This window comes from Delftia sp. SD018, from assembly GCF_017355445.1.
GTDB classification, from domain to species: Bacteria; Pseudomonadota; Gammaproteobacteria; order Burkholderiales; family Burkholderiaceae_C; genus Comamonas; species Comamonas acidovorans.
Genome location: NZ_JADDRN010000012.1, coordinates 54,717 through 69,185, shown reverse-complemented (window position 1 = coordinate 69,185; position 14,469 = coordinate 54,717). Strand labels below are relative to the sequence as shown.

The 14,469-nt window shown below is 67.8% G+C and carries 12 protein-coding genes and 1 pseudogene; 7 read left to right on the top strand and 6 right to left on the bottom strand.

Annotation, left to right across the window (positions count from 1 at the left end; translation table 11 throughout):
* The first annotated feature begins 6 nt into the window (after positions 1-6).
* Positions 7-1,296 carry an aminotransferase class I/II-fold pyridoxal phosphate-dependent enzyme gene (locus tag INR38_RS13880; protein WP_071956456.1) on the top strand — a complete coding sequence of 430 codons (1,290 nt, stop codon included), beginning with the start codon at positions 7-9 and terminating at the stop codon, positions 1,294-1,296.
* A gap of 63 nt (positions 1,297-1,359) precedes the next feature.
* Here INR38_RS13880 and INR38_RS13875 read toward each other — a convergent pair whose 3' ends face one another.
* The 4 genes from INR38_RS13875 to INR38_RS13860 form a co-directional block, all read right to left on the bottom strand.
* A complete protein-coding gene (locus INR38_RS13875; protein WP_207442235.1) occupies positions 1,360-2,412 on the bottom strand; it encodes a hypothetical protein in 1,053 nt (350 codons plus the stop codon).
* Positions 2,413-2,498: 86 nt separating this feature from the next.
* On the bottom strand, positions 2,499-3,797 hold the full coding sequence (gene egtB / locus INR38_RS13870; protein WP_013801532.1) for an ergothioneine biosynthesis protein EgtB: 1,299 nt from the start codon (positions 3,795-3,797) through the stop codon (positions 2,499-2,501).
* Positions 3,784-4,842 carry an L-histidine N(alpha)-methyltransferase gene (gene egtD, locus INR38_RS13865; protein ID WP_099733148.1) on the bottom strand — a complete coding sequence of 353 codons (1,059 nt, stop codon included), beginning with the start codon at positions 4,840-4,842 and terminating at the stop codon, positions 3,784-3,786. The genes egtB and egtD overlap by 14 nt, the downstream gene beginning before the upstream one ends.
* Before the next feature lie 388 nt (positions 4,843-5,230).
* On the bottom strand, positions 5,231-5,845 hold the full coding sequence (locus INR38_RS13860) for an OmpW family protein (protein ID WP_013801530.1): 615 nt from the start codon (positions 5,843-5,845) through the stop codon (positions 5,231-5,233).
* A 230-nt stretch (positions 5,846-6,075) separates the two neighbouring features.
* Between INR38_RS13860 and INR38_RS13855 the strand changes: the two genes are divergently transcribed.
* The 5 genes from INR38_RS13855 to INR38_RS13835 all read left to right on the top strand — a co-directional run bounded on the left by INR38_RS13855 (position 6,076) and on the right by INR38_RS13835 (position 12,741).
* A complete protein-coding gene (locus INR38_RS13855) occupies positions 6,076-6,591 on the top strand; it encodes a sigma-70 family RNA polymerase sigma factor (protein WP_180319101.1) in 516 nt (171 codons plus the stop codon).
* Positions 6,588-7,625, top strand: coding sequence for a FecR domain-containing protein (locus tag INR38_RS13850; RefSeq protein WP_207442237.1), 1,038 nt, complete (start codon positions 6,588-6,590; stop codon positions 7,623-7,625). Before INR38_RS13855 ends, INR38_RS13850 begins: the two co-directional genes overlap by 4 nt.
* A 103-nt stretch (positions 7,626-7,728) precedes the next feature.
* On the top strand, positions 7,729-10,200 hold the full coding sequence (locus tag INR38_RS13845) for a TonB-dependent siderophore receptor (RefSeq protein WP_207442238.1): 2,472 nt from the start codon (positions 7,729-7,731) through the stop codon (positions 10,198-10,200).
* A gap of 279 nt (positions 10,201-10,479) precedes the next feature.
* Positions 10,480-12,003: a hypothetical protein gene (locus INR38_RS13840; RefSeq protein ID WP_207442240.1), complete on the top strand. Its 1,524-nt coding sequence runs from the start codon at positions 10,480-10,482 to the stop codon at positions 12,001-12,003.
* A 117-nt stretch (positions 12,004-12,120) separates the two neighbouring features.
* The gene (locus tag INR38_RS13835) at positions 12,121-12,741 is read left to right on the top strand and encodes a glutathione S-transferase family protein (RefSeq protein ID WP_012206636.1); all 621 of its coding nucleotides are present in this window, start codon (positions 12,121-12,123) and stop codon (positions 12,739-12,741) included.
* A gap of 127 nt (positions 12,742-12,868) precedes the next feature.
* Here INR38_RS13835 and INR38_RS28710 read toward each other — a convergent pair.
* Positions 12,869-13,066 (bottom strand): annotated as a pseudogene (locus INR38_RS28710) (nucleotidyltransferase); the annotation flags it as partial.
* A gap of 291 nt (positions 13,067-13,357) precedes the next feature.
* On the opposite strand from INR38_RS28710, the gene INR38_RS13830 reads away from it, so the two are divergent.
* Positions 13,358-13,612, top strand: coding sequence for a hypothetical protein (locus INR38_RS13830; RefSeq protein ID WP_207442242.1), 255 nt, complete (start codon positions 13,358-13,360; stop codon positions 13,610-13,612).
* Between the two features lie 34 nt (positions 13,613-13,646).
* Here the strand turns inward: INR38_RS13830 and INR38_RS13825 are convergent, their stop codons facing one another.
* A complete protein-coding gene (locus INR38_RS13825; RefSeq protein WP_207442244.1) occupies positions 13,647-14,453 on the bottom strand; it encodes a hypothetical protein in 807 nt (268 codons plus the stop codon).
* Between the last annotated feature and the right edge of the window lie 16 nt (positions 14,454-14,469).

Below are 14,469 nucleotides of genomic sequence, written 5' to 3'. Positions count from 1 at the left end.
TCTTCCATGCGCATCGAAACCCTGGCCGTCCACGCCGGCTACTCGCCCGACCCCACCACCAAGTCGGCCGCCGTGCCCATCTACCAGACCGTGGCCTACGCCTTCGACAGTGCCCAGCATGGCGCCGACCTGTTCGACCTCAAGGTGGCCGGCAACATCTACACGCGCATCATGAACCCCACCACCGACGTGCTGGAAAAGCGCGTCGCGGCGCTGGAAGGCGGCATTGCCGCCGTGGCCGTGGCCTCGGGCATGGCCGCCATCACCTATGCCATCCAGGCCATCGCGGAGGCTGGCGACAACATCGTCTCGGCCAGCACGCTCTACGGCGGCACCTACAACCTGTTCGCCCACACCTTCCCGCAGCAGGGCATCACGGTGCGCTTTGCCGATCCGCGCGACCCGGCCAGCTTCGCCCAGTACATCGACGAGAAGACCAAGGCCATCTTCATCGAGTCCATCGGCAACCCGCTGGGCAATGTCACCGACATCCGCGCGCTGGCCGACGTGGCGCATGCCCATGGCGTGCCGCTGATCGTGGACAACACGGTGCCCAGCCCCTATCTGCTGCGCCCCATCGAGCACGGCGCCGACATCGTCGTGCACTCGCTGACCAAGTACCTCGGCGGCCACGGCAACAGCGTGGGCGGTGCCGTCGTGGACAGCGGCAAGTTCCCCTGGGCCGAGCACAAGACACGCTTCAAGCGCCTGAACGAGCCCGATGTCAGCTACCACGGCGTGGTCTACACCGAGGCCCTGGGCGAGGCCGCCTACATCGGCCGCGTGCGCGTGGTGCCGCTGCGCAATACCGGCGCCGCCCTGTCGCCGCACAACGCCTTCCTCATCCTGCAGGGCATCGAGACGCTGGCCCTGCGCATGGACCGCATCTGCGAGAACACCCAGAAGATCGCCGAGACGCTGCAAAAGCATCCCAAGATCGAATGGGTGCGCTACGCCGGCCTGCAGGACCACCCCGACCACGCCCTGGTGAAGAAGCAGCTGGGCGGCCGCGCCTCGGGCATCCTCTCCTTCAGCCTCAAGAACGGCAGCGGCGACAGCGACACACGCGCCGCCGGTGCGCGCTTCCTGGATGCGCTGCAGCTGTTCACGCGCCTGGTCAACATCGGCGACGCCAAGTCCCTGGCCACGCACCCGGCATCGACCACGCACCGCCAGCTGGACGCCGAGGAGCTTGCCAAGGCCGGCGTGACCGAAGGCATGGTGCGCCTGTCCGTGGGCATCGAGCACATCAGCGACCTGCTGGCCGACCTGGAGCAGGCGCTGGCGAAGGTCTGATTCCCGCGCAAGGGCTGGCCGGACTGCGCGGCGGCCCGGCCCTTGCAGGCAGGCCCTGGCCTGTCAGCGCCGCTTGGCGCGCTCTCGCACTTGCTGCGAGGAGTAGAAGATCAGCGGATCGGGCGTGCGCTGCGGGTTGGCGCAGGGCTCGATGGCATGGCCCTTGGGCGGGGCGCAGCGGGCCAGGTCGCGCAACTGGGCCTGGGTGCGTTCGGCGTGGCGCGCGGCGGTCTCGCCTTCGGACGGGCGGCTGCCGGGCACGATGAGGCGCAGCTCCATCTTGCGGATGGCAGGCTCCACGGCATAGGTGCCCTGGTACTGCATCACCACGCGGCGCTCGGCCAGGTCCACCGTGGCCAGCACGGCGCGCATGGGCACGGGAATCATGGCGCCCGACTGGTAGCGCACCAGCACGAAGGGCGCAAAGGGCTTGGGAATCTTCAGCTCCAGTGTCTGGCCCTTGCCTCCGCGCGCATCGGCGCGCACGCGCAGTTGCCCGCCGTCGGGCAGGTAGCGGTCCAGCCGCCAGCCCGTGGATACACGCTGCGCACCCACGCAGGGCGCGTAGTAGTACTCGGTGGCATCAGCATCCTTGCCCGTGTAGAGCATCTGGGCACCTTCATGCTCGGTGAGCGCCTTGGCGGCCACGTCCGCACCGTCGGCCCTGGCGCCAACCAGCGTGCCGCCGCGCACGAACACGCCCGTGTACGGGAACCAGGTGGTGCGCTGGTTGGCGACGGCGCCATAGGGCTTGCATTCGGTGGACATGCTCTGGTCCTGCATGTCGGCCTGGGGCGCCATGGGCTCGCCGCCGTGGCCGCCGCCCTGGTCGGCCAGGCTCAGGTGGCCATCGGCCTCGATGGTGAAGGTAGCCTTGGCCACCATGGAGTAGTAGCGGCCGGCAGCGTCTTCGCCGATCAGCAGCAGGCTGGGCAGGGGCGTGAGGTTGGCGACCTCGGGTTCGGCGTGCGGCGCATCGGCCGCGGCCTTGGCGGGCACCTCGGGCCGGGGCTGGTCCTGTGGCTGGCTGGGCGCCGGTGCCTGGGGCGGCGCAGTGGCGCAGCCGGCAAGGACCAGGGACAGCGGCATGGCAAGAACAAGCGAACGCAACAACATGGAACTCCCTCGGATCATTGAGGCCGACGATGCTACTGCATGCGCCGGCGCGCGATGCAATGCCAGGCAACGCGGCACGGGCAGGCTCAGGCCAGATCCCTTGCCAGCCGCAGGCCGGTCATCTGCCAGCGCGCCTGGGTGGGGAAGAAATTGCGGTAGCTGGCGCGCGCATGGCCGGGCGGCGTGAGGCAGGAGCCGCCACGCAGCACGTACTGGTTGACCATGAACTTGCCGTTGTACTCACCCACCGCGCCCTCGGCCACCACAAAGCCCGGGTAGGCGGTGTAGGCCGACTGGGTCCACTCCCAGACCTCGCCCAGCGCATGGCTGCCGGGCTGCATGGCGCGCGGGTGCACGGGGCCGGGCGGCTCGCCGTGCTGCGGGCGCTGCGCCATCTGCGCGGCAAGGGCCGCCTCCCATTCCGCCTCGGTGGGCAGGCGCGCGCCGGCCCAGCGCGCATAGGCATCGGCCTCGAAGTAAGAGAGATGGCAGACGGGCCTGCGCCCGTCCAGCGCCAGCGCGCCATGCAGGCTGAATTCCTGCCACATGCCGTCCATCACGCCACCGGCCTGGCGCCGCCAGTACCACGGGTGCTCCAGCTGCTGCGCGCAGCGCCAGTCCCAGCCTTCGGCCAGCCACCACTGCGGCTGGGCATAGCCGCCATCCTTGACGAAGCGCAGGAACTCGGCATTGCTCACGGGCCGCTGCGCCATCTCGCAGCCCTGCAGGAACACCTCGTGGCGCGGGCGCTCGTTGTCGAAGGCAAAGCCCTCGCCCGCATGGCCCACGGCATGCATGCCGCGCGGCACGGTCAGCCACTGCAGCGGCGGGGGCAATCCATCGGGCTCTTGCGGCGCAGGCACGCCCTCTTCCTGCGCCCGGTACGCAGGCCACAGCGGGTGGCAGGACAGCAGGTGCTTGATGTCGGTCAGCAGCAGTTCCTGGTGTTGCTGCTCATGCTGCAGGCCCAGCTCCAGCAGCGCGGCCAGCCGTGCAGGCGGCTGCGTGCCCCAGTCCTCGAACATCTGCAGCATGCGCTGGTCCACGGCCTCGCGGTAGGCCAGCACCCGCGCCAGCGAGGGGCGCGTCAGCAGCCCGCGCTGGGCACGCGGATGCCGCTCGCCCACCTGCTGGTAGTAGGAGTTGAACAGCACGCGAAAGTCGGCATCAAAGGGCGGCACGCCGGGCGCGTGCTCGGCCAGCACAAAGGTCTCGAAGAACCAGGTGGTATGCGCCAAATGCCATTTGGCCGGGCTGGCGTCTGGCATGGACTGCACGCAGGCATCCTCGGCCGACAGGGGCGCGGCCAGCAGCACGGTGCTCTGGCGAACGGCCTCGTAGCGCTGCACCCAGCGGAAGACGGCGGGCATTTCACGCATGGGCATGGATCACGGCAAACCACTGGCGCTCATCCGTCCAGACCTGGCAGGGCCCGAAGCCCGCGCAGGCCAGCATGCCCAGGAATTCGGGCAGCGGGTACTTGTAGCTGTTTTCGGTGTGGATGGTCTCGCCGGCCGAGAAATGCCGCAGCCCCTGCGGCCAGCCCACGATCAGCGGGCGGCGCGCGCGCAGGTGCATCTCGATGCGCGAATGCTCGGCGTTGAAGAAGGCCACATGCTCCCAGTCGTCCGGGTTGAAGTCGCTGCCCAGCAGGCTGTTGACGTGGCTGAGCAGGTTCAGGTTGAAGCGCGCCGTCACGCCCTGGGCATCGTCATAGGCGGGCTCCAGCCATTGCGTGGACTTGGGCAGGTCTATGCCGATCAGCAGGCCGCCGTCGTCGTTGACCATGGCACGCATCTGGCCCAGCATGCGCTGGGCCTGTACCGGGTCGAAATTGCCGATGGACGAGCCCGGATAGAACAGCAGCCGCCCGGCCTGCGGGATATGGGGCGGCAGGGTCAGCGGCTCGGTGATGTCGGCCGTGACGGCATGGGCCTGCAGCTGTGGAAATTCCTCGGCCAGCCGGCGCACGGACTGGCGCAGGAACGCGCCCGCAATGTCCACGCCCACGAAATGCCGTGGCCGCAGGCTGCGGCACAGGCCGCGCACCTTCTCGCAATTGCCGGCGCCCAGCTCGATCAGCACCTCGCTGCCGCGCAGGGCCTCGGCCATGGCGGCGCCAGAGTCGGCCAGGATGGCGGCCTCGGTGCGCGTGGGGTAGTACTCGGGCAGTCGCGTGATCTGCTCGAACAGGTCGCAGCCGCGCGCGTCGTAGAGGTATTTGGGAGAGACCTGGGCCTGGGGCTGCATCAGCCCGTGCTGCAGTTCGGCGCGGGTCGCGCGCAGTGCGTGGTCCGCCCATTCCGGGGCCGCCTCGCGCCTGCCGCCCTGGGCTGGCGCACGCGGCGCCGAAGGCAAAGGCAGCGGCACGCGCTGGGCGCGCGATGCCAGGGCAGAGGAAGACACGGTCGAATCGTGGGCAGACAGCATGGTGGGGGCCTCGCGTTGTGCGCCGCCCGCCGCAGCATGGTGAATGCCGCATCCCGGCTTGCAGCAGGGCGCGGTCGCCAAGGGGCGGACAGCCAATGGTGACTGACGCCTGCAAACGGCAAGCGAGCCTCGCAAGACTCGCACCGGCAGGCCGAGGCACCAGCCTAGGCGCCTGCCCATGGCATGCGGGTAGGACAGTTTCCCCCGCGCGTGATTTTTTCGTGACCTGTCCGGTGGTGCGCCGCAGCATGTCCGCAGCAGGCGAAAGCACCGGTTCGGACGAAAAAAATCCGGTATGCCGCGAACGGCATACCGGACCAAGTACCCATCCTTGCCTCACTACGCGCTGCCGGATGAAGCAGCGCGTGCCTCACTCATGATCCAGAGATCAGAAGCGATAGCCCAGTCCCACACCGACCAGCACCGGGTTCACCTTGAAGGTGCCCACCTTGGTGCCGGCGGAGCTCACGTCCGTTTCAATGAAGACCTTCTTCACGTCGAAATTCAGCGACCAGTTCTTGTCCAGCGCGTAGTCGAAACCGATCTGCAGCGCGCCGCCGAAACTGTTCTTCTTGATCGAGGGGTTCAGCGCGGCCTGCACGGCAGGGTTGAAGCTCACGCTCGAAAAGCGGGTGTAGTTCACACCGGCGCCGACGTAGGGCTTGAAGGCGCCGAAATTGGTGAAGTGGTATTGCGCCAGCAGCGTGGGCGGCAGGTGCTTGAGGCTGCCGATCTGGCCCAGGCCGTTGGCACGCAGGTCGTGCTTTTGCGGGTAGGTCAGCACCAGCTCGGCCGCGATGTTGGGCGTGAAGAAGTAGGACACGTCCAGTTCGGGCATCCACTTGTTGTTGATCGACAGACCCAGACCCGTGCTGTCCTTGTTGGCGCTGTCCAGATTCACGGCGCGCACGCGCACCATCCAGGGGCCTTCGGCCTGCTGCGCAAACGCGGCACCCGACGACAGGGCGCAAACGGCAGCAACGGCGAGCAGAGTTCTTTTCATGATGGAGAGTCTTGGAGTAGCCCGGGGCAAATCCCGTAGCTGTATTGCATCAGGGGCGGACGTGGCCGATCTTGTCCTAGCTCAAACCCGAAGGTGCGCAGCCCCGCATGGCCGGATCGCGTTGGATGCATGCAACGCATTGCGCAGCGGGCCAGTTGCGGGCAGGCTGCAGCCATTGCTCAAATAGAATGCGAATCATTATCAAATCCGCATTCCCAGGAACCCGCCCCATGGCCGCCGCGCCTTCGCACCCCGACATCGCCCTGCTCTACAGCGACCACCACGGCTGGCTGGTGGGCTGGCTCAGGCGCAGGCTGGGCAATCCCTGCGATGCGGCCGACCTGGCCCAGGACACCTTCGTTCGCGTGCTGGGCAAGCCCCAGTCCCTGCATGGCGTGCGCGAGCCGCGCGCCTGGCTCACCACCATCGCCCACGGCCTGGTCGTGGACCACACCCGCCGCGCCGCGCTGGAGCGCGCCTGCCTGGACGCCATCGCCAGCCTGCCCGAGCCGCTGGCGCCCTCGGCCGAGGAGCGCCATCTGCTGATCGAATCCCTGGTGCGCATCGACAACCTGCTGGCCGGCCTGCCGCCCAAGGCCCGCAGCGCCTTTCTGCTCTCCCGCCTGGAAGGCCTGAGCTACCCGGAAATCGCCCTGCAGCTGGGCGTGTGCCTGAGCTCCGTCGAGAAATACATGGCCACCGCCATACGCCACTGCCTTGCCCTGCGCAAGGAACTGACGGCGTGAGCACAGACCAGGCCCCCCAGCCGCTGGAACAGGCCATTGCCTGGGCCGTGCGGCTGGCCTCCGGCACGGCCACCGATGCCGACCGCGCCGCCTGCCAGGCATGGCGCAGCAGCCACGCCGCGCACGAACAGGCCTGGCAACAGGTCCAGGCGGTGGAGGCCCAGTTCGCCCTGCCCGCCGGCCAGGCGGGACTGGCCCACGGCGTGCTGCGGTCCGCTGGTCCAGGTCCGGCGCGAGGCCGGCGCGCAAGCCTGCAGCGGCTGCTGTTCCTGGGCCCCGCTGCCCTGCTGCTGGGATCCATGGCTTGGCGCTGGGCTGCACCGCGCGAGCAGATCGCGCTGGACACGGCCATCGGTGAGCGCCGCAGCACCCTGCTGGCCGACGGCAGCCGCCTGCACCTGGCACCGGACACGCTGGTGCAGGTGGATTTCACCTTGCTGCGCCGCGTGGTCCGCCTGGCACGCGGCGAGATCTTCATCGACACCGGCAGCGACCCGCGCTCCCTCGCGGGCCGACGCTCCTTCTGGGTGGAAACGCCGCTGGCCCGCTTCGAGGCCCTGGGCACCAGCTTCGGCGTGCGCCACGAAAAACACCCGGACACGGCCACGCGCCTGTACGTCACCGAGGGCCGCGTGGCCATCCATGTCAGGGCGCTGGACGGCACTGCGCCAGGCCCCCTGGACGCCATCGTCGCCACCTCCGGCGAAACCCATGTGCTGCACGCCGGCCAGCACCGCCCTGTGCGCCTGCCCGACGAAGGCCTGGTGCCCGACGCATGGACCGACGGCGTACTGGTCGCCCGCCGCATGCGCCTGGACGCCTTCATGACCGAGCTGTCACGCCAGACCGGCATTCCCATGGAATGCGCCGACGACGTGGCTGCCCTGCATGTTTCAGGCGTGTTCCAGCTGGACGGGCCGGATCCGGCAGGTCGTGCGCTGGCCGCCATTGCCCGCACGCTGCCTGTGCGTGTGGAGCGCGGACAAGGAGCAGCCAGCGGTGCCCACAGCGCCATGCGCCTGGTCAAAGCCTGAGCCGGAATTTTTTTCAGGCAGTCATTACGGGTTTCACACCGCCCGTTCGGCATAGGAGCAAAGACATCGCTTTTTCCTTTGCCGCTTCTCAAGGACTGCCTCCATGCCCAGCCTGCCCAGCACCCGCCACGCTGCCCATCCGCCCTCCTGCACACGCCCCACGGCCCTGGCCACGCAGGCCTTGGCGCTGGGCCTGTTGATCACGCTGGGCCTGCCAGCGACCGCTATGGCCCAGAGCCCGAGCTCCGCCCTGGATGCCAGGTCCATCCGGTTCGACCTGCCGGCCGGTGATCTGGAGACCAGCCTGCACAGCCTTGCGCGCCAGGCAGGCATCACCCTCTCGTTCGATCCAGCCCTGGTCCAGGGCCGACAGTCGGCGGCGCTGAGCGGCACGCGCGGCGTGCACGAAGGGCTTGCTGCCCTGCTCGCCCCGCACCAGCTGCAGGCCACGCGCACGGCCGAAGGCGGCTGGGCCGTGCACCGTGCGCGGCCCGGGGCCGCGGCCGAGCATGCACTGCCCACCGTGAACGTGCTGGCCGATGCCGAGCATGAAAGCGCCTGGGGCGCCGTGCCCGGCTACGCGCCACGCCGCAGCGCCTCGGCCATGAAGATGGATGTGCCGCTGCTGGAGACGCCGCAGCAGGTCAGCATCATCGGCGAGGCCCAGATCCGCGACCAGGCCATCTCCAGCGTGGCCGAGGCCGTGCGCTACAGCGCGGGCGTGCGTCCCATGGACTACGGCGTCACCGATGACGACGTGGCCGTGCGCGGTTTCTATCTGACCGGCACGGGCCTGTACCGCGACGGCATGCGCATGGTCCACAACGGCTTCATGACCAACCTGGAGCCATATGGGCTGGAGCGGCTGGAAGTCGTGCACGGCCCGGCCTCGGTGCTGTACGGCCAGTCCGCGCCCGGTGGCCTGATCAATGCCGTCACCAAGCGCCCGCGCGCAGGCATGCAGCGCGAAGTGGGCGTGGAATTCGGCAGCCACGACCGGCGCCAGCTCACGGCCGACATCGGTGGTGCCATCAATGAACAGGGCACGGCACTGGCCCGGCTGACCGTGCTCAAGCGCGAATCGGGCACGCAGTGGAATGGCCTGCGCGCCGATCGCAGCTACATCGCCCCCTCCTTCACACTGCTGGGCGAGCGCACCAGCCTTACCCTGCTGGCGCAGTACCAGGAGGACGAAACCGGCTTCGTCATCCCCTACTACCGCCAGACGCCTGCGGGCTGGTCGGCCACGGACATCAACGTCAGCGGACCGGGATCTGGCCACCACAAGCGCAATGCCAGCGTGGGCTGGCTGCTGGAGCACCGCCTGAACGACCAGCTCACGCTGCGCAACAACCTGCGCTACCTGGACGGCCGCAACGACCGGCGCGAGATGCGCAACCGGGGCCTGACGGCCGACCAGCGCGGCATGGCACGCCTGGCCATGGTGCGGCCCGACGCCGAACAGACCTGGGTCATGGACACGCAGATCGAAGGGCGCCACCGGACGGGTGCCGTCTCGCACCAGTGGGCCGTGGGCTTCGACTACTACCGCTCCAGGCTCGACTGGCGCATCTACTCGCTCAACGGCGCCGTGGCGCCGCTGGACCTGGTCAACCCCATCCACATCGCGCCGAACTGGAATGACAACTACCTCAGCGACCGCGCGCTGGCCCGCACGCACCAGGCAGGTCTGTACGTGCAGGACCAGATCAAGTTCGGCGAGCGCTGGGTGCTCAGTGCCGGCCTGCGCCGCGACAGCGCACGCATAGACACCGACTACGACGCGCGCGCCGCAGCCACCGCGCCCTTCGCCATCACCACCGTGCGCCGCACCGACAGCGCCGTCACCGGGCGACTGGGCCTGATCTACCTGGCGCCCAGCGGCTTGGCTCCCTATGTGTCCTTCAACAACTCCTTCCAGCCGCCGCTGACCACGGTCACGGCCACCGACGCCAACGGCAGGCCCTACGAGCCCGAGACCGCGCGCCAGTTCGAGGCCGGCCTGCGCTACGCGCCGCCATCGGCCGGCTACACGCTCAGCGCCGCCGTGTTCGACCTGCGCAAGCGCAATGTGCGCACGCCATCCACACTCAACCCTCGCTTCGACGTGCAGACCGGCGAAGTGCGCAACCGGGGGCTGGAGCTGCAGGCCCAGGGCGAGATCGGCGGCGGCTTCTCGGCCATTGCGGCCTATACCTACCTCGACTCCAGGGTCACGCGCAGCAACAACGCCATCGAGATCGGCGCGCGCCCCGGCGCCACGCCGCGCCATGCCGCATCGCTGTGGGGCAAGTACCAGCGCGGCGCACTGGAGCTGGGCCTGGGCCTGCGCCACATCAGCGCCACGCCTGGCGAGCTGCCCATGGACGGCGTGAAGACCCCCATGAACGACGCCTACACGCTGTGGGACGCCATGGCCGCCTACACCACCGGCCCGTGGCGCTTCTCGGTCAACCTCAGCAACCTCACCGACAGGCAGTACCGCACGCAATGCAACACCTTCCGTGGCGGCGCGCAATTTTGCGCGCTGGGCTTCGGGCGTGAGGTGCGTGTGGCTGCGGCCTATCGGTTCTGAGTGCCTCCATTGCTGCCCGCCAGAGCGGGAGCAATGCAGGCCCCGCTCTTGGAACAACGCCTGGCGGACAGCAACAGACAGCCCACTCGGCATGCATCTGCAGCACGCTCGGTGCAGCTTCCATCCGGCACAGCGCATCGCGGACCTGCTCGTCTGGATCGGATGGCGTTGCGCCGCCGCAGCTGCATTGGTTCAGGCGCGCACGACGCCATCGACTTGACATTTCGCCCAGTCCACACCGCGCTCTGCTGGCGACAATCAGGTCTTTGAAAGGCGCGCATGCACTACGGCAAATCCCAGGCCATTGGAGACAAGAGCATCTTCATCATCGACACCGCCATGAGCGTGGTCGATGGCCGGCTCTACTACGAGTACTGCAACAAGGGGGACAGCACAACATCCTTTCTGCGCGCCGTTGATGTGGCCACCGGCAACGTGCTCTGGGACCACCGCATGCGCGAGAGCGAGGGCATGTCGTGGTTCGTGGACGAGCGACATCTGATGCTCTGCGACCAGGTGCTTGATGCCCGCACCGGCGAATGCCTGTTCGACTTCCATGCCGTGCCGGGCATGCAGGCCAGGCATTGGCCCGTTCCCGTGGAGCTGGACGCGCATCGCTGGCTCGTCGCGATGGAAGAGAGCAGTACCGAGGGCCGCTATCTGCTGCTGGACCGTCGCAACTGGCAGGGCAGCATGCTGGCGCTGGGCCTGCAGGGTGCGTTTGTGCTGGAGGGGGCGGTCTACGGCTGGATCGTCCACCCTGAGCGCTCGGAGCTGCGGCGCTGGCATGAAACCGACGGGCACACCGAGCATGTGCTGTGGGTGGACAGTGCGCGCAACCTGTACTCGCCCGCCATTGCAGGCGCGTGGGCCGTGTTCGGCCCCGGCAGCAGAGACCACGTGGACATCGATGCACCCTGGCTTCGTATCCATCCTTGCAGCGGCGAAGTCCTGGCCATCACACCTCCCGTTCAACCTGACGATGAGCGCCGGCATGTGCATGCCCAGCGGGCAGCACATCGTGACGGCGTGGTCTATTTCTGCTTTGCACGCCAGGGCATGTATGGCTATGACATTCGCAGCAACCGTTTCGGACCGTGCCTGTCGCCTACCCATGTCAGCGCGCCGCAATGCCATGCCGGCGTCCTCTATGGAATACAGGACAGGCACGAGGACGGCATGGAGCGGGCCTATCTTGTCGCCGTGGACCCGGACACCGGCACCCCGCTTTGGGAAACCCCGTGCAGCAGCCGCAACTACAGGCATCTGAGCGTGAGCGAATGCGGTGTCTTTCTGGGCATTGCGGGCGGCAAAATCCAGCACCTTCCGCCAGCGGGCCGCAGGCGCAGCACCCAAACGGCAGAGCCTGCCAAACGCGCCAAAAGCGCCAAACGCGCCAAGGCTGCCACCCAGCCGGTGCGCACCGTGCCACCCGAGTCTCCCTACGCACACATGCTGGACGACGCGCCCACGCTGCTCGATGCCCTGCAGGCGCGCGCCTGCGCGCAGAGCCCGGATAGCACCCTCACGGCCGTGGCCGTCTCCAGACCCTGGGCCATGGTGGCTTGCGTCGAATATGGCGAGGACCCCGACTTCCCCAATCTGCGCCTGCTGGATCTGCAGACCGATGCCTGGATCGCGCTCGACTGCAACGACCTGATCGACGCACCCATGATTGAAGGCATCACGTTCGTGGATGGCCAGGACGGGAAGCTGGACCTGCTACTGCATGACGGCGGCCGCCACACCATCCACATTGACCTGCCCGCACGCACCGTGCGTTGGAATGCCGAGCAGGCATAAGCAAAGACGCAGATGCCGCTTGCACGGCCGTGCGATACGCACTAAGTTGGAGGGCCGGCCCGGCCATCGGCGCCGGCTGCAGAATCTGCACGTATCCCATTCCTGCCCGTCTCTTTCATGACCACCCTCAAGCTCTACTACGCGCCCGGCACCTGCGCCCTGGCCACCCGCATCGCCCTGATCGAAGCCAATGCGCCGCACGAAGTCATCAAGCTCGACTTCCCCAAGGGCGAGCAGCGCAGCCCCGAATACCTGGCCATCAATCCCAAGGGCCGCGTGCCCGCCCTGGTGACCGAGCGCGGCGTGCTCACCGAAACGCCGGCCTTGCTCGCCTACGTCGCGCGCCGCTTCCCCGAGGCCCGGCTCGCCCCGCTCGACGATGCGTATGCCTTTGCCCACATGCAGGATTTCCACAGCTACCTGTCCTCCACCGTGCACGTGGCCCACGCCCACGGCCGCCGCGCAGGCCGCTGGGCCGATGACGAAGCGGCCATTGCCTCCATGCAGCGCAAGGTGGCAGCCAACATGGCCGAATGCTTTGGCGTGATCGAACGCCATTACCTGGGCGATGCCCCCTGGGTGCTGGGCGCCGACTATTCCGTGGCCGACGCCTATCTGTTCACCATTGCCGGCTGGCTGGAAGGCGACGGCGTGGACATCGCCGGCTTCCCCAAGGTGCAGGCGCATTTCAAGCGCATGGGCGAGCGCGCTGCCGTGCGCGGGGCACTGGGGAGCTGAGAGGGGGAGGCTGCCCGCGATACCCGCAATGAAGGTGCTTGGTCAGGTATCTATCGCAGGTTTGCGGCAGATGCCGTTCACTTGCCGATTCATCAGGAAGGAACGCTGGCGCGCAATGCCTTGCCCACATCGGCAGCGCCTCGGCCAGCACCTGGCTGCGGAAGGCCTCCGGCAAGGCACTGGGCGTCAGCCCATCGACCGACATGCCCAGCAGGCGCTGCAGTTCCTCCTGGATGGCGGCCTAATCCATCAGGGTCGCACGGTGGGACTTGACCACATGGCGAATCCCGGTACGGTTCAAAGCCAGCGCTTCGGAAGGTTTCATGCCTTCCTCGCCATGCATGGCCATCGCACAGCAGATGCCGCGTCTATTGCATCCGCTCCAGGTCGCCGGGTCAAAGCGCCTTGCAACCGCCTCGGCACATCCGCCACATTCAACAGAAAACCCAGCACCCCCGAAAACCATTCGTAAATTCTTCTTGGCAGTCCACCAAGCCCCGGACCTCTACCGCCGTCCGCAAGCCTTCCCTACAGTCGCCAGGACAGGCAGGGGCGTTGCACAAGGCGGCGCCTTTCGCCATTCCAGAAACGACGGATTCAGACGACAGGGTGGAGCATGCAAAGACAAGCCAGGGTGATTGCCATCAACAACCAGACAGGGCTCATCGGCCTGCAGCCGGAGGGAGAGGACAGCTGCGTGCTGGCGCAGCAGCTCGATACCCGCCCCGTGACTACGGGCCAGATGCTGTCAGGGGAGATGGACAGCGTGGGCATGGAGACGTTTGTGAACGCGCAGACGCAGGACCGCATCGAGGTCTTTGTCGAGGCCTACGGGTTGTCTGCGGAGGCCGTGGAGCTCGCCCTGCGCTGAGCGGGCTGCAGGGTGGAATGTGCAGGTGCCAGCGTCAAGGCCGCGCCCACTGCGCCAGCGTGTGCCGCGCCAGGGCCTCGACATCCAGCGGAGACTGCGGGTCTAACGCAAGCTCTCCCAGCATCACCATGGCCTCTGGGATCTGGTTGCGTTCGCGCAGCACCATGGCCTTGTTAAGGAGCAGAAAGCCGCGGGTCTCGGCATCGGGGTCGGCCTTCAGGCCGCTGTCCAGCAGGGCGAGACGTTTTGCGGGGTCGTCCTCCAGATGGGCGGCGGTCTTCCAGGCGGGAGCGAAGCCGGGCGTCTCGCGGGTCATGGCCAGCGCGGCCTGGCGCGTCTTGTCGCGGTCGGTTTCCCACTCCAGGGCAAGGTAGCGCAGGTAGGTGCCTTGGGGGAGCTTGCCGTCACGCTCCATGCGCAGGCTGTGCACGGCCGTCTTGGCGGTGAAGAAGCCCCTGGGCGCCAGTGCATCCACGCGCCGGTAATGCCGATAGGCCGCGTCAAAGTCCTTTTGCAGCAGGTAGGTGAATGCAGCGTCGTAGATGGGATAGGGCCAGCGGGGCGCCAGCTTCGAGGCGGTCTCGAAATGTGCCAGGGCGGCGCGGTAATCGCCGTTCTGCCCTGCAGCGCGGCCCAAGGCATGGGCATCGCGCGCGGCCTGGTTGACGGGTGTGGCGGAGGGCAGTTCCCAGCTGAAGCGGCCATCGGCCTTGTCCAGGTCGCTGCGCCTGAGCACGCGGCCGGCGCTGTCCTTGAACACGATGTCGTCGGCCGCCAGGGCAGGAGCCGGCGCCAGCAGTTGCAATGCCACAGCCGCGGCAGCAAGCAAGGAGAACTTCATGGTGTATCGGGCCTTG